Source organism: Brenneria roseae subsp. americana (assembly GCF_003115815.1).
GTDB lineage: Bacteria > Pseudomonadota > Gammaproteobacteria > Enterobacterales > Enterobacteriaceae > Brenneria > Brenneria roseae.
Genome location: NZ_QDKJ01000009.1, coordinates 52,552 through 69,958, shown reverse-complemented (window position 1 = coordinate 69,958; position 17,407 = coordinate 52,552). Strand labels below are relative to the sequence as shown.

Here is a 17,407-nt window from a genome sequence, read left to right as displayed (position 1 = left end):
CTGAAATTCATCAAACTGTAAAAAAAGGTAACTACGTTATGTCCTGCTAATCTCGCAATCAAGGACATCACGATGAAAGCTCGCTGGTTACTGCCTTTGCTGTTTGCTACCGCCCTGCCGGGGATAGCGCAGGCACAGGCCATTTATCCTATCGACCGTGCAACCATGTTGGCCGGCGGTAAATTCGATTTTAAAGTTGAGTTTGATGAAGTTCTCAAACCAGAAGATATCCGCATCCTGATTAATGGTAAGGATTATCAGCAGGTGTTGGGAAAACCGGCCACCTTTGTTGACCGCGAAGACGGTGCCAGTGTTTCGACGGTTTGGCTGCGCGATGTGCATTTGCCTGATGCCGGAAAATATGTAGTAGAGGCTGAAGCCAACGGCAAGAAGACCCAGGTGACATGGGACGTTTATCAAACGCCGGAAGCGCGTAAAGCCAAAAATGTAATTCTGTTCATCGGTGACGGCCTGTCCGTTGCCCACCGCACCGGGGCGCGCATCCTGTCCAAAGGCGTGACGGAAGGGAAAGCCGACGGTCGTTTGGCGATTGACGATCTGCAATATATGGCGTTCGCCGGTACCTCCAGTACGGACTCGATTGCCGCCGACAGTGCCAACACCATGAGCGCCTACATGACGGGTCATAAATCCGGTGTGAATGCGCTGGGCGTTTACGTCAGCCGCAGTAAAAACTCGCTGGAGCACCCGAAACAGGAAACGCTGGGGGAGTTACTTACCCGCTCAACGAAAATGTCTGTCGGTGTGGTCAGTGACGCCGAAATCGAAGATGCGACCCCTGCCGCGGTGGTGTCCCACACCCGCCGTCGCGCAGACAAAGCCGAGATCGTCGAGATGTTTTATAACGTGCAACCCAGTGTGATTCTGGGTGGCGGTTCGGCCTATTTCCTGCCCAAGAGTACGCCGGGTTCTAAACGTAAAGACGAAAACAACTACGTCGAAAAATTCCAGCAGGCGGGTTATGCGCTGGCAACGGATGCCGAAACCCTGAAACAAAATGCGGCGCAGGCCACCAAACTGCTGGGGCTGTTCCACACCGGCAACATGGATGGCGTGCTGGATCGTCGGTTCCTGAAAAATGATGTCGCCAAAAACTTCCCCAACCAGCCGGATCTGACCGAGATGACGCAGGCGGCGCTGGATGTGCTGTCCAAAAACAAAGACGGTTTCTTTCTGATGGTGGAATCCGCGCTGATCGACAAAGCATCGCATCCGCTGGATTGGGAACGTGCGTTCTATAACACCATCATGCTGGATCAGTCGGTGGCGCTGGCGCAGAAGTTTGCCGAGCAAAACCCGGACACGCTGATCATCGTGACGGGCGACCATACGCACGGTATCTCCATTATCGGCACGGTCGATGATGAAAAACCCGGTACTGATATGCGTGAGAAAGTCGGCGTGTATGAAGATGCTGGCTACCCGAACTACAAAGACGCCAATAAAGATGGTTACCCGGATGATGTGAATGTTTCCAAGCGTCTGGCGGTCTTCTTCAACAACTACCCTGACTATTACGAAACCTTCCGTCCGAAACTGGATGGCACCTTTGTGCCGGCAATTAAGAACGAGAAGGATGAATATGTTGCAAACAAAGCCTATGAGAAAGTACCGGGCGCGGTGTTCCGCGAAGGTATTCTGCCACGAGCGACCGATACCGGCGTGCATGCGGTAGACGATATGGTGATTCAGGCCAGCGGGCCGGGCGCCGAACGGATTCGGGGTTATATGGAGAACTCTGAGTTGTTCCGGGTCATTGTGGATGCTCTGGCGGTAAGACCGCAGGATAAGAAGTAATTCCCCAATATGAATAATGTGAAACACGACCGAGCGGGGGAAACCCCGCTTTTATCCTTTTGGCTGCGGACGGCGCTGATGTTGCTGTCGCTGATCTGCGCCATTCCCGTGAAGGCGGCGCCGCCTGAGCTTTCTTTCGATAAGCTGTACGCTTCTTATGGCGTGCTGGGTCTGGTGTTTTCCGATGACGTTAAATCGTTATCCGGCAAACGGGTGACGATGCGCGGTTTTATGGCGCCGCCGCTGAAAGCGGAATCTCAATTCTTTGTTCTGACCAAAATGCCGATGGCGCTCTGTCCTTTCTGTTCCTCCGACGCCGACTGGCCTGAAGATATTGTGGTGGTCTATCTGGCCAAGCGGCAAACCTTCGTACAGAACAACACCATGATTGAAGTAGAAGGCGTGTTGGAACACGGTTCATGGACCGATCCGGAAAGCGGTTTTGTCAGCCTGTTGCGTCTGCGTGAAGCAACGTTCGATACCCTGTAGGAGAGTCGATGGCGGAGTTATTGATCCAGGGCCTGAGCGTCAGGTTCCCCGATACGCCGGATGCCGTGCTGGATATTCCGGCGCTGTCTGTCGCTGCCGGTGAGCGAGTCGCGGTGATGGGGCCTTCCGGTTCCGGTAAAACCACATTAGTTAATGCCATTACCGGGATGGACAACAGTGGAGAAGGCCGGGTGCAATGGCAGCAGCAGGATATTCGTCAGCTTGATGAAGCGGAACGCGATCGCTGGCGGGCCAGGCATGTTGGGCTGGTGATGCAGGATTTTCATCTTTTCCCCGGCTTAAGCGCATTGGATAACGTATTGTTGCCGGCCCAGTTTCATCACTGGCGCTTACCGTCCTCACTCCGGCAACGGGCGGCCGATTTGTTATCACAGGTCGGGCTGGATACCGGAAACCGTCCGGTTGAGGTGCTGTCCCGAGGCGAAAAACAGCGGGTGGCGGTGGCCCGGGCGTTGCTCAGCGCGCCGGAAATCATTGTCGCGGATGAACCCACGGCGAGTCTGGATGCGCACAGCGGCGAGCAGATTGCCGACTTGTTGGTCGAGCTGGCCCGCACCCATCACGCTACGCTGATCGCGATTACCCACGATACGCGTCTGGCATCGCAGATGACCCGCCGTATTCAACTGGAAAAAGGACGCCTGGTGGCGGACAGCTCGTCACAGGAGGAAAAACAATGATCCCATGGCGTCTTATTTGGGTGGACTGGCGGCGTCTGTGGCCGGGCGTTCTGGTCGTGGTATTGCTGATTGCCGTGGCGACGGCGTTAAGTATTTCCGTCAGTTTGCAGGAGAGGGCACTGCGTTTGGGCAGCGCGAAAGCGGCCGATCGTTTTGATCTGGTGGTGGGCGCGCCGGGCAGTGAAACGCAACTGGTGCTGTCGTCGGTTTTTTTGCAGCCGTCAGCGCTGACGCTGATTCCCGCCAGCATACTGGATGACCTGACGAAAAATCCGTTGGTTGCCTGGGCGGCGCCCGTCGCCTTCGGCGATTTCTATCAGGGGATGCCGATCGTAGGGACGACGCCGCCGCTGGTGACGGATGACGGTAAACGTCAATTGGTCGCCGGGCGGGTATTTGACGATGGATTTGAAGCCGTGGTGGGCGCGCAAACAGGCCTGACGCTGGGCGATACCTTCAGCCCGATTCACGGGCAGGTCGGAACCGAAGGCGCACATGCGCATGACTCGGTGACATATACGGTAGTCGGCGTGCTGCCAGCGGACGGCAGCGCCTGGGATAAGGCGATTCTGGTGCCGGTCAATGCGGTATGGCGAGTGCACGGTATTCAGCCGCCCGGCCATGTTCATGATGATGAAGACGGTTCTCATCACGACGAGGACCATGCTCATGACGAAGACCATGCTCATGATAACGAAGGCGCCGTTCATCACGATGAAGACCAGAACCATGCGGCTGACGCCGCTCAGCATGGCGAAGGCGAGACGGATGAACATCATGATGAAACGCAGCATGATGACGAACACGCTGAGGCGGATGAACACGGTCACGCGCATCAGGCGGGTATCCCTGCGATAGTGGTGAAACCCAAAAGTATCGCCGGCGCCTATCAACTGCGTTCACTGTATCGCAACAACACGACACTGGCGGTTTTCCCTGGCGAAGTGCTGGTGAAACTCTACGGAATTCTGGGTGATATTCGTGAACTGCTGGTGTATATCACTCTGGGTACGCAGGGGCTGGTGGGCGTCGCCGTGGCGATGGTGGCCGTGGTCCATCTCAGACAGCGACAGAAGCAAATTGGCGCGCTGCGGGCGTTTGGCGCCCCGCGTTATGGCATTTTTACACTGATTTGGTGTGGGCTGATGTCACTGGTCAGCGCGGGCGTGCTGCTGGGGGTGGTAATCGGCTATGTTGCCGCCCGGGCCATTGCGGTGATCATGAGTGAGAAGAGTGGTTTTGTCCTGCCAGTCACGCTGGGACTGGAGGATATCCACTTTGTGTTGATACTGCTGCTGATTGCCGCTGCGGTGCTCACGCTTCCCGCCATGCTGGCCTATCGACAATCGCCCGCCATGGCGCTGCGAGGGGAATGAGGCTCTGAACCTGTTTGCGTAGCGATATGAACCTTGACGGGGAGAGGAGCCAACCGGGGTTTGGCCCCTCTCAGGCGCAGGGAATGGCTGGGTTAAGATCGGGATATCTGGGGCGACCATGGAGTGGAGCATCCCTGTGGAAACCCCATCCCCGTGTTTCCCTCTGGTTAGCGTTTCTTAAACGCCGCCGCCAGTGCGTCGCTCATGGCGCTGTTGCCGGCAGATGACGTATTGGCCGGGCGAGGCCGTGACTTGCCTGCGCCTGAACGTGAAGGCGCATTGTGGTCGCGCCCACCGCTGTTGCCGCCGCGTCGTACTGCGGTTTCTCCCGGTTGCTCGTCAAGCCGCATGGTCAGCGCGATACGCTTGCGTTGCAGATCCACTTCCATCACTTTGACCTTCACAATGTCCCCGGCTTTCACCACCTTGTGCGGATCGTCGACGAAATGGTCGGCAAGTGATGAAATATGCACCAAACCGTCCTGATGTACGCCGATATCCACAAATGCGCCAAAATTGGTTACGTTGGTGACCGACCCTTCCAGAATCATGCCCGGCAGCAGATCGTTCATGGTTTCCACGCCATCGGCAAAGTTGGCGGTTTTGAACTCAGGGCGCGGGTCCCGGCCCGGTTTCTCCAGCTCTTTGATGATGTCGGTAACGGTCGGCACCCCAAAGCGTTCATCGGTAAAATCAGCGGGTTTCAGACTGCGCAGCGCGCTGGGGTTGCCCATCAGATCCTGCAACGCCTGTTCCGTGGCCACCAGAATACGCTCTACGACAGGGTAGGCTTCCGGGTGAACGGTAGAGGCGTCCAGCGGGTTATCACCCTGATTAATACGCAGGAACCCTGCGCACTGTTCAAACGCTTTTGGCCCCAGACGGCTGACTTTCAGCAACTGTTCCCGGCTGCGGAAACGGCCATTTTCGTCACGCCAGGCGACCACATTCTGCGCCATCATCCGGGTCAGGCCTGCAACGCGCGTTAACAGCGCGACGGAGGCGGTATTCAGATCAACGCCGACGGCGTTTACGCAGTCTTCCACCACCGCATCCAGCTTTTTCGCCAGCAGGCTTTGGCTGACGTCATGCTGATACTGACCGACGCCGATGGATTTCGGGTCGATTTTCACCAGTTCGGCCAGCGGATCCTGCAAGCGGCGGGCGATGGAAACCGCGCCGCGCAGAGATACATCCAGATCGGGAAACTCAAGTGCGGCCAGTTCGGATGCCGAATACACCGATGCCCCGGCTTCGCTCACAATCACTTTCTGCGCATGGATATCCGGGAACTGTTTTTGCGTATCGAGGAAGAAACGCTCGGTTTCACGTGAAGCGGTACCGTTGCCAATCGCCACCAGCTCAACCTGATGCTTGATGCACAGCGCGGCGACGACGGCGGCGGCTTTGGCGGCTTGCCCGGTATGAGGATAAATCGTTTCGGTGGCGACCAGCTTGCCGGTGGCATCCACCACCGCCACTTTCACGCCGGTGCGCAGACCGGGATCGAGCCCCATGGTCGCTCGCATGCCTGCGGGCGCCGCCATCAGCAGATCGTGCATATTGCGGGCGAACACGTTGATCGCTTCGTCCTCCGCTTTTTCCCGCACGCTGCCCATCAATTCAGTTTCAAGGTGCAGCAGCACTTTGACTCGCCACGTCCAGTTGATGACGGCCCGCCGCCAGCTATCCGCTGGCGCATTACCCAAACGCAGGTTCAGGTGATCGATAATAATCTGTTCGCAGTGGCTTTCACGCGGCGCTTCTTCAAACTGCGGATCGGCGTTTAGCGACAGTTGCAAAATCCCTTCGTTGCGTCCGCGGAACATGGCCAGCGCGCGGTGGGACGGTACCTGGGCAATGGGTTCGTGGTGGTCGAAATAGTCACGGAATTTCGCCCCTTCCTCCTCTTTGCCTTCCACCACGCGGGACACCAGATGGGCGTTTTTCCACAGATAGTGACGGACTTTCGCCAGCAGCGCGGCATCTTCCGCAAAGCGTTCCATCAGAATATAACGCGCGCCATCCAGCGCCGCTTTGGTGTCTGCCACGCCTTTTTCAGCATCAACGTAAGCCTGAGCGGCGAGTTCCGGTGCCTGAGACGGATCTTGCCACAGGCTATCCGCCAACGGCTCAAGCCCGGCTTCAATGGCTGCCTGTCCACGAGTCCGGCGTTTAGGCTTGTACGGCAGATAGAGATCTTCCAGTTCGGTCTTGCTTAGCGTGTTGTTAATGGCGTTGGCGAGCTGGTCGGTCAATTTTCCCTGTTCGTCGATGGATTTCAGAATAGTCTGGCGCCGATCGTCCAGTTCACGCAGGTAGCTCAGGCGTGTTTCCAACAAGCGTAATTGGGTGTCGTCCAACCCGCCGGTCACTTCTTTACGGTAACGTGCGATAAAAGGGACGGTGTTTCCTTCGTCCAGCAGCCGGACGGCGGCGTCCACTTGCTCCGTTCGAGCCTGCAATTCGCTGGCAATAATCTGGCTTAATGAATCATTCATAGGTCTGATATCAATCGTCATCAATTAATGGGTTAAACAACAGGGGGACAGTTATACGGATTGACAGCGAAAAATGCCAGCCTGTCCCCATTGAGTCTGCGGAGGTGTTACTATCCCGTGTACTTGGCCGACTTGTATGCGGCAAGCGCGGGCTGCGTTATCGTACTGAACAGGTAGCAAACTTTACCTGAATCAATATTACGTCAGATTCTTGCAACCCATCGGCGATTTTAGCGTATTAAATAAGCTGGGTAGTCGTGCTGTCACCGCAACTGCGGTGGAGCCGAACTGATGCAGTTCACCGATAAAAATGAGATTGATTGGGTATATTTGCTCTATAGCGAACACGATTATTCATTCGGCAGGAGAAAGATTCATGACAGCAAAACAGTCCACGTTGGCAATAGACGGGAAAGAAAAGATTACGCTGGAAATGCATTCCCGCGTGATGGGGAAAGAGGCTGTGGATATCCGTCCGTTTGGCGCGCAGGGGTTATGCAGCTACGATCCCGGATTTGCCAACACCGCCGGGTGTGAATCTGCCATTACCTATATTGATGCGGTGAACAGCGTACTGCTGCATCGGGGGTTTCCTGTTGAGCAACTGGCGGAGCAATGTGACTTTACCGAAGTCTGTTTCATTCTCCTGCATGGTGAAGTGCCTTCGCCGGAAGAATATAAGAAATTCACCAACAACATTACCCGCCATACCCTGATCCACGAGCAGATCGCCCGCATGTTCAGCGGGTTTCGCCGTGATTCACACCCGATGGCGCTGATGTGTGCGGTGGTGGGGGCGCTGGCCGCTTTCTACCATGACGTGCTGGATATTAATAACGCGGAGCATCGTGAATTGGCCGCCGTTCGTCTGTTGTCCAAAATGCCGACGCTGGCGGCGATGTGCTACAAATATTCCATCGAACAGCCCGCTGTTTATCCCCGCAATTCCTTGTCCTATACCGGTAATTTCCTGCATATGCTGTTTTCCATTCCCGCAGAGAAATATGAGGTGAATGCGGTACTGGAACGCGCGATGAACCGCATTCTGATTCTGCATGCCGATCACGGCCAGTGTCCGTCCACCATGGCGGTCAGAGCATCAGGATCATCCGGCGCCAATCCGTTTGCCTGTATCGCTGCTGGCCTGGCGTCCATGTGGGGGCCGATGCACGGCGGTGCGAATGAGGCCTGCATGCGTATGCTGGAAGAGATTAAAACCGTGGATCGTATTCCGGAATTCGTGCAGCGCGCAAAAGACGGGCACAATTCGTTACGCCTGATGGGATTTGGCAATTCGGTATACCAGCATTTCGATCCGCGTGCGGCGATCCTGCGTAAAACCTGTTACGAGGTGCTGGGCGAACTGGGTATGGAAGACAGCTTGCTTCAGGTGGCGATTGAACTGGAGCATATCGCCATTACCGATCCTTATTTCCTGGAAAACAAACTGTATCCCAGCGCAGATTTCTATACCGCGGTGATCCTCAAAGCGATGGGGCTGCCGCCGTCGATGTTTACGGTGATTTCCACCGTGGGCCGGACCATCGGGTGGATTGCGCACTGGAATGAAATGCATACCCAGCCGGAGATGAAGATTTATCGTCCTTGCCAGATTTATACCGGTGAACCTCGCCGGGACTACGTTTCCCGGCGGGATGAATAACGCGAGGTTCGGCGCGTAACGTGATGCTCTGGACCGTTGCTTTATAATACGCTGAATCAGGCGGCCGCTTTGCCACTCAGGCGGGCGGCCCCGGTCAGCGCCGATGCGGTGTCAGCGCAGCCAGTTGGTTTTCGCCAGTTCAACCACTTCATCGCCGCGTCCGTTGATAATGGCGCGCAGCATGTAAAGACTAAAGCCTTTTGCCTGATCCAGCTTAATTTGCGGCGGCATCGCCAGCTCCGAGGTGGCGGTGATAACGTCGATCAACACCGGGCCGTCGTAGGCAAACGCCTCTTCCAGCGCGGCGTTCAGCTCAGAGGCTTTCTCCACGCGAATGCCCTTGATGCCGCAGGCGTTGGCGATCGCGGCAAAGTTGGGATTTTCCAATTCGGTGCCGTCCGTCAGGTAACCGCCGGCTTTCATTTCCATGGCGACAAATCCCAGCACGCTATTGTTAAACACGACGATTTTCACCGGCAGCTTAAGCTGGGCGACGGACAGAAAATCGCCCATCAGCATACTGAACCCGCCGTCGCCGCTCATCGAAATGACCTGGCGTTGACGATCGATCGCTTGCGCGCCCAGCGCCTGCGGCATCGCATTGGCCATCGAACCGTGGCTGAACGAGCCGATAAGCCGGCGTTTGCCGTTCATCTTCAGATAGCGTGCGGCCCATACGGTCGGCGTACCCACGTCACAGGTGAAGATGGCATCCTCACTGGCATAGTGGCTGATCTGCTGTGCCAGATACTGCGGGTGGATCGCCTGTTTATCATTGGCCGTTGCCAGATCGTCGAGTCCTTTACGCGCATCGGCGTAGTGCTCCAACGCGTTGTCGAGAAAATCGCGATGGGTTTTCACGTCCAACTGTGGCAGCAGCGAGGTCAGCGTGGATTTGATATCGCCAATTAGCGCCATATCGACATGGCAGTGCGAACCGAGGCTGCCGGGATTGATATCGATTTGAATGATGGCGGCGTCGGTCGGGTAGAAGGCGCGATAAGGGAACTGCGTACCCAGCAGTACCAGCGTATCGGCATTCATCATCGCGTGATAGCCGGATGAGAAGCCAATCAGACCGGTCATGCCGACGCTGTACGGGTTGTCATATTCAATATATTCTTTGCCGCGCAGCGCGTGTACCACCGGCGCCTTCAGCGCGGCGGCCAATTGCACCACTTCATCATGCGCGCCCGCACAGCCGCTGCCGCACATCAGCGTGATATTTTTTGCCCCATTCAGCCGATCGGCCAGCTTGCGTATTTCGCTGTCGTTTGGCCGAATAATCGGATGCTGTGGCGGATACCAGGCTGATGTCGCCTCTTCCGGCGCGGGTTTTAGCGCGATATCGCCCGGCAGCACCACCACGGAGACGCCGCGGTTAAGAATCGCTTTGCGCATCGCGATGCCCAGCACCTGCGGCAGCTGTTCAGGATTGGAAACCAGCTCGCAGTAGTGGCTGCATTCGCGAAACAGCTCCTGCGGATGGGTTTCCTGGAAGTAGTTGCTGCCGATTTCACTGGAAGGAATATGTGCGGCGATGGCGAGAACCGGCACGTGGTTGCGGTGACAATCAAACAGACCGTTAATCAAATGCAGGTTGCCGGGGCCGCATGAGCCGGCGCAAATCGCCAGCTCGCCGCTAATCTGCGCCTCGGCGCCGGCGGCGAATGCCGCCACCTCTTCATGACGCGTCGGCATCCATTCGATGGTGCCCATGCGGTTCAGGCTATCGCTCAACCCATTCAGCGAGTCCCCGGTTACGCCCCAAATGCGTTTTACGCCAGCACTTTCCAGGGTTTTTGCTACTAAAGCGGCAACGGATTGTTTCATACTTTTTCGCTCCTTTCTGATGAATGACCATGTTCCCGATCGCGAATCACTACACTAAAAAAAGCATACACGCATTACGCTAATCGAGACGGGTAAGGGAGCGGTAAAATTGTGAACTGATGTTGTTGGCCGGGGATTAACGCATGGTCATCCTTCTGCACGAGGCTGCTCCGGCATCTTTTCCCTGAACGGTGCAATGTAGCGCTGATAGCGGGATTCTTTGAGCTGCTGCAAATCCACCAGAACCAGCCCGTCGATACAGTTGTTGAAATCTGGATCGATACCGAAATCAATAAACCGGACACCGCCTGGCTCGCAGATTTCCGAGTACTGTTTATACAGCGTCGGAATGGCGCAGCCGATGTTGCCCAGCATGCTTTTCAGCAGCGTCAGGTCCTGCTGATAGTCCGTGCCTTCAAATTGCTTCAGTACATCGGGCAGGGAGGCCGGATAAGGACGGCGCGATTGGGCCAGGGGTTGGTCGGGCGCAAAGTGCAGGCGATAAAAGGCGATCAGCAGATCGCGGGCCGTCGGCGGCAGGGTGCCGGACAGCGATACAGGGCCGAATAAATAGCGATACTCCGGGTAGCGTGCCAGATAAGCGCCGATGCCTAGCCAGAGGTAGTCCAGACCGCGTTTGCCCCAGTATTTAGGCTGGATGAAGCTGCGTCCAAGTTCAATACCGGACGCCAGTATCGGGTCCATCTCTTCACCGTAGTGAAACAGGCTGTGGCTGTAGAGGCCGTTTTTCCCTTTCCCGGCAATCTGTCGGGCCGTCGGGATAAAACGATAGGCGCCGACAATTTCCAGATCCCGTTCATCCCACAGAATCAGGTGCAGATAATCGTCATCGTAACTGTCCAGATCGCGGCGCTGGCCGGAGCCTTCCCCAACGGCCCGGAAGGCAATTTCCCGCAGGCGTCCCAGTTCGCGCAGAATCGGAACGTAGTCTTCTTTACCTCGCTGGTACAGGTAGACGATCTTTCCATCCGGGGTGGTGCCCAGCATTTCGCAGTCAGCCAACGCCCGCTTCAACATCACGCGATCTTCGCCTAATGCAATGGGTTTTTCACCAGAAAAACAGCCGGGTTTTCCCTGTCCCAGCCGATAAACGTGACGGCGAAAACGGGCGGCAAGATCGTTGGCCTGCCAGTCGCCCTGATTCCAGGTGACATAAGGGATGCGGGCACCAATGCGAATCTTGAGTCTGTTGCCCTGCTGACGAAACATTTCCCTGACCAGCAGCAGGGTGGAAAGCGGTCGATAGATCAGCGAAGAGAAGTAAAACAGGCTGCTGTTGCGCCCGCTGATGTGAATAGGGACGACGGGGGCGCGCGCTTTGCTCGCCATGCGGATAAAGCCGCTGTGCCAGTGACCGTCGCGGATGCCTTTCAGGCTGATACGGGACACTTCCCCTGCCGGGAACACAATAATCGCGCCATCATTATTCAGATATTGCTGTATCGCGGTAATTTGCTGGCGCTTGGTGCGGTTATTAAAGTTATCGACGGAAAAGAACAGGTTTTTCAGCGGCTCAACGTAAGAGAGCAACTGGCTGGCCACGATACGCACGTCGGGCCTGACGCTGGCGACCGTGCGCAGCAGCGCCAGTCCATCCAGTGATCCAATCGGATGGTTGGCAACCAACACCACCGGCCCCTGACTGGGAATATTTTCCAAATCCCCTTCGATCATTTCACAGTTGAGATGCAAGTGATCCAGAATTTGCTCGACCAGATCCAATCCCTTTAGATGGGGATAACGCTGGGAAAATTGCTGGATTTCATTCTCGAATAATAACGATCGTAATAGGTTTTTCTGCCAGGAAGGCGTGTGACGATGGGGGGCAAGGTCTTGCAGGATGGCATCTAAGCTAAACATAAATTGTTCTCCATAGCTCATCGTTGGCAAAGGTAAGGGATGGAGGTGACACATTTATGTCAGCGTAGAAATAAACGGGTGAAAAGATCAGCAGGTATCGCGCCGTTACGCCGTTTACTCATGGCTGGCTTGCTCTGCAAGAGCCGGTCAGACGGTTGACAACGTTCGCGCTTTGCCACCCATACTCCTTCCCAGCTCCCCCTTTGTCAGGGGAGTCGCTAACCTACTAAAGAGACTAGTAAGAACAAACGATTTATTCCTGTTCTATTTTGATGTACTCAATGGCGTTCACACACCACGCTTTGACGCCGTCCGGCGTGGCGACGGTAAATTCCTCATCGACCTCTTTTTTCAGCAGGGCGCGCGCCATGGGAGAATCAATGGAGATGTAATCTTTTACATCTCCATAAATCTCATCCGGTCCGACAATACGAAAGCGTTTTACCTGACCCGCTTCATTTTCAATCTCAACCCAGGCGCCAAAGAAAACTTTTCCTTCCTGCTGGGGAGAATAATCGACAATTTGCAGCTCGCTCAGACATTTGCGCAGGTAGCGAACGCGGCGGTCAATCTGACGCAACAAACGCTTGTTATAGGTGTAATCGGCGTTTTCTGAACGATCTCCCAGACTGGCCGCCCATGATACGATTTTGGTGATCTCGGGGCGTTTTACATTCCAGAGATGATCGTGTTCAGCTTTGAGTTTGTTGTATCCTTCCCGGGTGATCAGGTTCGTTTTCACGCGTTTTCAATCTCATGGCAGCGGATGGGGTGTCCGGCATTATATCAACGATTCTTTCAGAGGCGTAAATCAGGCTGGATTGGCGATAATAAGACGCATGATTGAGATCTTGGTAGCAGCGGTACAATGAATTACGATGGATTCATTTCTGAACGGCTATAATTGCGTACGAAACTGGTTGATTACACGTAGTTTAATATGCTTTGTAACAATTTGCCTCGAATGTATACCAGAAACGACTGTCAGTAATTCGTATGATTCTGAACAATAGCGGCATCGGCGGCTATTGCGCCTTTGGAGAAAGAGAATGCAAGAGAACTATAAAATTCTGGTTGTAGATGACGACATGCGTTTGCGTGCGCTATTGGAACGTTATCTGACCGAGCAGGGTTTTCAGGTACGGAGCGTTGCCAATGCTGAACAGATGGATCGTTTGCTGACTCGCGAATCATTTCACCTGATGGTGCTGGATCTGATGCTGCCGGGTGAAGATGGTTTATCCATTTGCCGTCGTTTGCGCAGTCAAAGTAACCCGATGCCCATCATTATGGTGACGGCGAAAGGGGAAGAAGTCGACCGTATCGTCGGGCTGGAAATCGGCGCGGATGACTATATTCCCAAGCCATTCAACCCGCGTGAACTGCTGGCCCGTATTCGCGCCGTGTTACGCCGTCAGGCGAATGAACTGCCAGGCGCGCCATCGCAGGAAGAGGCCATTATCGCTTTTGGCAAATTCAAACTGAATCTGGGAACCCGTGAGATGTTCCGCGATGACGAACCTATGCCGCTCACCAGCGGTGAGTTCGCCGTTCTGAAAGCGCTGGTCAGCCATTCGCGTGAACCGCTGTCCCGTGACAAGCTGATGAATCTGGCCCGTGGACGGGAATACAGTGCGATGGAGCGTTCCATCGACGTACAGATTTCACGTCTGCGACGCATGGTGGAAGAAGATCCGGCGCATCCACGCTATATCCAGACCGTCTGGGGACTGGGTTATGTCTTTGTACCGGACGGCAGTAAGGCATGATGCGATGGCGCTTTTCTCCGCGCAGCTCATTTGCCCGGACGTTACTACTGATTGTGACGCTGTTGTTTGTCAGTTTGGTCACCACCTATCTGGTGGTATTGAACTTCGCGATCCTGCCGAGTTTACAGCAGTTTAATAAGGTACTCGCGTACGAAGTCCGAATGCTGATGACCGACAGCCTGCAATTGGAGGATGGCACCACACTTGAGGTGCCACCGGCGTTCCGGCGTGAGATTTACCGCGAACTGGGTATATCGTTATATACCAACGCGGCGGCGGAGGAGAGTGGCCTGCGATGGGCGCAGCACTATAAGTTTCTGAGCCAGCAGATGGCGCAACAGCTGGGCGGTCCGACGGATGTCCGGGTCGAGGTCAGCAAAAATACCCCCGTGGTCTGGCTGAAAACCTGGCTGTCGCCGGATATCTGGGTGCGCGTGCCGCTGACAGAAATTCACCAAGGCGATTTTTCCCCGCTTTTCCGCTATACGCTGGCGATCATGTTACTGGTGATCGGCGGCGCCTGGCTGTTTATCCGCGTCCAGAACCGTCCGTTGGTGGAGCTGGAGCATGCGGCCTTGCAGGTCGGTAAAGGGATTATTCCCCCTCCGCTACGTGAATACGGCGCTTCGGAGGTGCGCTCCGTTACCCGCGCCTTTAATCAGATGGCTTCCGGTGTGAAGCTGCTGGCCGACGATCGTACCTTGCTGATGGCCGGGGTGAGTCATGATTTACGCACGCCGTTGACGCGTATTCGTCTGGCGACGGAGATGATGAACAAGGATGACGACTATCTGGCAGAGTCGATCAATAAGGATATTGAAGAGTGTAATGCCATTATTGAGCAGTTTATTGACTACTTGCGCACCGGCCAGGAGATGCAGACCGAGGTGGCCGATCTGAACGCGATTATGGGCGAAGTGGTCGCGGCTGAAAGTGGTTATGAACGCCATATCGACAGTGATTTTTCCGCGGGCGAGCTGTTAGTTCGCGTCAGTCCGTTATCCATTAAGCGCGCGGCGCTGAATCTGGTGGTCAACGCGGCCCGTTATGGCAACGGTTGGATTAAAGTCAGTACGGGACGGGAATTACAGCGAGCCTGGTTCCAGGTAGAAGACGATGGCGAAGGTATCGAACCTGCGCAACTGAAACACCTGTTCCAGCCTTTTGTGCGCGGCGACAGTGCGCGTACCACCAGCGGCACGGGGCTGGGGCTGGCGATTGTGCAGCGGATTATTGATGCTCACGACGGCGCATTGGATGTCAGCGCCAGCGAACGTGGCGGACTGTGCGTGCGTGCTTATCTGCCGCTGCCGTTTGCTATTTCCGCCGCAGAGAATAGCGCCAGTAAAGAGTGATATTTTCCAAATAAAAAAAGAGATGACCGACAAAGTCGTCTGTAAGCCTGAGATACACGGGCGAGGCGTCCCTATGGGAACCTTATCTCCGTGTTTCCCCTATAAAACGCGGAAGTGTTTTAAACGCCACATGTGGCGGCCCGTAGGGCGAGCCCCAAAAAGGGCGAGTAAAATCTAATTTTGTTAATGGCATGAAGGCGCGGATTACCGCGCCTTTGGTCGTTTTTCATGCAGTTACAGCTTGGGACCTGCTGAAACCAGCGCCGCGCCTGCCGGCGCATCAGTGTATTTATCAAAGTTAGCGATAAACCGATGAGCCAGATCTTCCGCTTTCTCCTGCCATTGCGCCCGATCGGCATAGGTATCGCGCGGATCAAGAATCGCAGGATCAACACCCGGTAGCGAGGTTGGGATCGCCAGATCGAAGATCGGTAGCGTATGCATTTCTGCATCATCAATACTGCCGTTCAGAATGGCATCGATAATCCCGCGCGTATCCTTAATGGAGATACGTTTCCCGGTTCCGTTCCAGCCGGTGTTAACCAGGTACGCCTGTGCGCCGGCGGCCTTCATGCGTTTGACCAGCACCTCGGCATACTGCGTTGGGTGCAGCGACAGGAATGCCGCGCCAAAGCAGGCGGAGAACGTTGGCGTAGGTTCAGTGATGCCACGCTCGGTACCGGCCAGTTTAGCGGTGAAGCCAGACAGGAAATGGTACTGCGTTTGGTCTGACGTCAGACGGGAAACCGGCGGTAATACACCGAACGCATCCGCGGTAAGGAAAATCACTTTGGTCGCATGTCCGGCTTTGGATACCGGCTTAACAATATTGTGAATGTGGTAGATCGGATAAGACACGCGGGTGTTTTCAGTCTTTGAACCATCGTTGAAATCAACGCTGCCATCGGCCAGCACGGTGACGTTTTCCAGCAGGGCATCCCGCTTGATCGCGCCATAGATGTCCGGCTCTGCTTCTTTGGACAACTTGATGGTTTTGGCGTAACAGCCGCCTTCAAAGTTGAACACGCCGTCGTCATCCCAGCCGTGCTCGTCATCACCAATCAGTTTACGTTTGGGATCGGTCGACAGGGTGGTTTTCCCGGTGCCTGACAAACCGAAGAACACGGCTACATCGCCCTGTTCGCCCACGTTCGCCGAACAGTGCATGGAGGCGATGCCTTTCAGTGGCAGCAGGTAGTTCATGATGGAGAACATTCCTTTCTTCATTTCGCCGCCGTACCAGGTGCCGCCAATTAGCTGGATGCGTTCGGTCAGGTTGAAAGCAATGAAGTTCTCGGAGTTCAGCCCTTGTTCCTGCCACTGTGGGTTAGTGCATTTGGCGCCATTCATCACGATGAAATCAGGTTCGAAACCCTGTAATTCTTCATCGCTTGGACGAATAAACATGTTTTTGACGAAATGCGCCTGCCAGGCGACTTCTGTGATGAAACGGACTTTCAGGCGGCTATCCGGATTGGCGCCGCAGAAGGCATCAATGATGAACAGACGTTTGCTGGAGAGTTGTTGGGTGACAAGCTGTTTCAGGTGAGTCCAGATTTCCTGACTCAGCGGATGGTTGTCATTCTTGCCTTTCCCCTGATCGGACCACCACACGGTGTCGCGGGTAACATCATCACGAACGATGTACTTATCTTTGGGGGAACGACCCGTAAAAATACCGGTATCGACGGCAACGGCACCCAGTTGGGTTTCTATGCCGCGTTCGTAACCTTGTAGGGTAGGGGAGAGTTCTTCCTTAAACAGGAACTCATAGCTGGGATTGTAGACAATATCGCGAACGTCTTGGATTCCATAAGTAGTGAGAGCTTGTGGGGTTATACCTTTGACAGTCATATAGCTACTCCTCAATTGTTATATTCATATTCGTACTGACAACGATTGTAGGGGAGTGAGCTTATTTTAACCGCGATAGCAATCATAAAGTTAAATAAATTCATTAATAACTTTGTTTGCCTATGGTGTTGAAAAAACAACCAATCTGATCTAGCTGAAATTTAATA

The 17,407-nt window shown here is 54.8% G+C and carries 12 protein-coding genes; 7 read left to right on the top strand and 5 right to left on the bottom strand.

The genetic code is table 11. From position 1 onward, the window contains the following. The first annotated feature begins 72 nt into the window (after nt 1-72). The 4 genes from B4923_RS12780 to B4923_RS12765 are packed head-to-tail and all read left to right on the top strand — an operon-like array spanning nt 73 to nt 4,384. Nucleotides 73-1,818 carry an alkaline phosphatase gene (locus tag B4923_RS12780; protein WP_109054749.1) on the top strand — a complete coding sequence of 582 codons (1,746 nt, stop codon included), beginning with the start codon at nt 73-75 and terminating at the stop codon, nt 1,816-1,818. A gap of 9 nt (nt 1,819-1,827) precedes the next feature. Next, nucleotides 1,828-2,307: a hypothetical protein gene (locus B4923_RS12775; protein ID WP_109054748.1), complete on the top strand. Its 480-nt coding sequence runs from the start codon at nt 1,828-1,830 to the stop codon at nt 2,305-2,307. A gap of 8 nt (nt 2,308-2,315) precedes the next feature. After that, complete coding sequence (locus B4923_RS12770) at nt 2,316-3,008, top strand: ABC transporter ATP-binding protein (RefSeq protein ID WP_109054747.1); 693 nt, start codon at nt 2,316-2,318, stop codon at nt 3,006-3,008. Next, entirely contained in the window at nt 3,005-4,384 is a 1,380-nt protein-coding gene (locus B4923_RS12765) for an FtsX-like permease family protein (RefSeq protein ID WP_109054746.1), read from the top strand. Before B4923_RS12770 ends, B4923_RS12765 begins: the two co-directional genes overlap by 4 nt. A 167-nt stretch (nt 4,385-4,551) precedes the next feature. On the opposite strand, the gene B4923_RS12760 is transcribed toward B4923_RS12765, so the two are convergent. Then, on the bottom strand, nt 4,552-6,885 hold the full coding sequence (locus B4923_RS12760) for a Tex family protein (RefSeq protein ID WP_109054745.1): 2,334 nt from the start codon (nt 6,883-6,885) through the stop codon (nt 4,552-4,554). A gap of 376 nt (nt 6,886-7,261) precedes the next feature. Here B4923_RS12760 and B4923_RS12755 point away from each other — a divergent pair, with 376 nt between their 5' ends. Continuing rightward, entirely contained in the window at nt 7,262-8,548 is a 1,287-nt protein-coding gene (locus tag B4923_RS12755; RefSeq protein ID WP_109054744.1) for a citrate synthase, read from the top strand. 111 nt (nt 8,549-8,659) lie between these two features. Here B4923_RS12755 and poxB read toward each other — a convergent pair whose 3' ends face one another. The 3 genes from poxB to greB all read right to left on the bottom strand — a co-directional run bounded on the left by poxB (nt 8,660) and on the right by greB (nt 13,004). Continuing rightward, entirely contained in the window at nt 8,660-10,381 is a 1,722-nt protein-coding gene (gene poxB, locus B4923_RS12750) for a ubiquinone-dependent pyruvate dehydrogenase (protein WP_109054743.1), read from the bottom strand. 147 nt (nt 10,382-10,528) lie between these two features. Next, nucleotides 10,529-12,262, bottom strand: a complete 1,734-nt coding sequence (gene olsF / locus B4923_RS12745; RefSeq protein WP_109054742.1) for a bifunctional ornithine lipid synthase OlsF — start codon at nt 12,260-12,262, stop codon at nt 10,529-10,531. Nucleotides 12,263-12,515: 253 nt separating this feature from the next. Then, nucleotides 12,516-13,004, bottom strand: coding sequence for a transcription elongation factor GreB (gene greB, locus B4923_RS12740; protein WP_109054741.1), 489 nt, complete (start codon nt 13,002-13,004; stop codon nt 12,516-12,518). A 307-nt stretch (nt 13,005-13,311) separates the two neighbouring features. Here greB and ompR point away from each other — a divergent pair, with 307 nt between their 5' ends. Both ompR and envZ read left to right on the top strand, forming a co-directional pair. Continuing rightward, complete coding sequence (ompR, locus tag B4923_RS12735) at nt 13,312-14,031, top strand: osmolarity response regulator transcription factor OmpR (RefSeq protein WP_109054740.1); 720 nt, start codon at nt 13,312-13,314, stop codon at nt 14,029-14,031. Next, nucleotides 14,028-15,386 carry a two-component system sensor histidine kinase EnvZ gene (gene envZ / locus B4923_RS12730; protein ID WP_109054739.1) on the top strand — a complete coding sequence of 453 codons (1,359 nt, stop codon included), beginning with the start codon at nt 14,028-14,030 and terminating at the stop codon, nt 15,384-15,386. The genes ompR and envZ overlap by 4 nt, the downstream gene beginning before the upstream one ends. 234 nt (nt 15,387-15,620) lie before the next feature. Here envZ and pckA read toward each other — a convergent pair whose 3' ends face one another. Then, nucleotides 15,621-17,240 (bottom strand): phosphoenolpyruvate carboxykinase (ATP), encoded by a 1,620-nt coding sequence (pckA, locus tag B4923_RS12725; RefSeq protein ID WP_109054738.1) that lies wholly within the window; start codon nt 17,238-17,240, stop codon nt 15,621-15,623. Nucleotides 17,241-17,407: the final 167 nt, after the last annotated feature.

What these genes read in the sequence shown, in the direction of transcription:
- B4923_RS12770 (WP_109054747.1), top strand. Translation starts at nt 2,316, where the DNA reads ATGGCGGAGTTATTGATCCAGGGCCTGAGCGTCAGGTTCCCCGATACG.
- B4923_RS12755 (WP_109054744.1), top strand. Translation starts at nt 7,262, where the DNA reads ATGACAGCAAAACAGTCCACGTTGGCAATAGACGGGAAAGAAAAGATT.
- olsF (WP_109054742.1), bottom strand. Translation starts at nt 12,262, where the DNA reads ATGTTTAGCTTAGATGCCATCCTGCAAGACCTTGCCCCCCATCGTCAC.
- poxB (WP_109054743.1), bottom strand. Translation starts at nt 10,381, where the DNA reads ATGAAACAATCCGTTGCCGCTTTAGTAGCAAAAACCCTGGAAAGTGCT.
- pckA (WP_109054738.1), bottom strand. Translation starts at nt 17,240, where the DNA reads ATGACTGTCAAAGGTATAACCCCACAAGCTCTCACTACTTATGGAATC.
- envZ (WP_109054739.1), top strand. Translation starts at nt 14,028, where the DNA reads ATGATGCGATGGCGCTTTTCTCCGCGCAGCTCATTTGCCCGGACGTTA.
- B4923_RS12775 (WP_109054748.1), top strand. Translation starts at nt 1,828, where the DNA reads ATGAATAATGTGAAACACGACCGAGCGGGGGAAACCCCGCTTTTATCC.
- B4923_RS12760 (WP_109054745.1), bottom strand. Translation starts at nt 6,885, where the DNA reads ATGAATGATTCATTAAGCCAGATTATTGCCAGCGAATTGCAGGCTCGA.
- B4923_RS12765 (WP_109054746.1), top strand. Translation starts at nt 3,005, where the DNA reads ATGATCCCATGGCGTCTTATTTGGGTGGACTGGCGGCGTCTGTGGCCG.
- B4923_RS12780 (WP_109054749.1), top strand. Translation starts at nt 73, where the DNA reads ATGAAAGCTCGCTGGTTACTGCCTTTGCTGTTTGCTACCGCCCTGCCG.
- ompR (WP_109054740.1), top strand. Translation starts at nt 13,312, where the DNA reads ATGCAAGAGAACTATAAAATTCTGGTTGTAGATGACGACATGCGTTTG.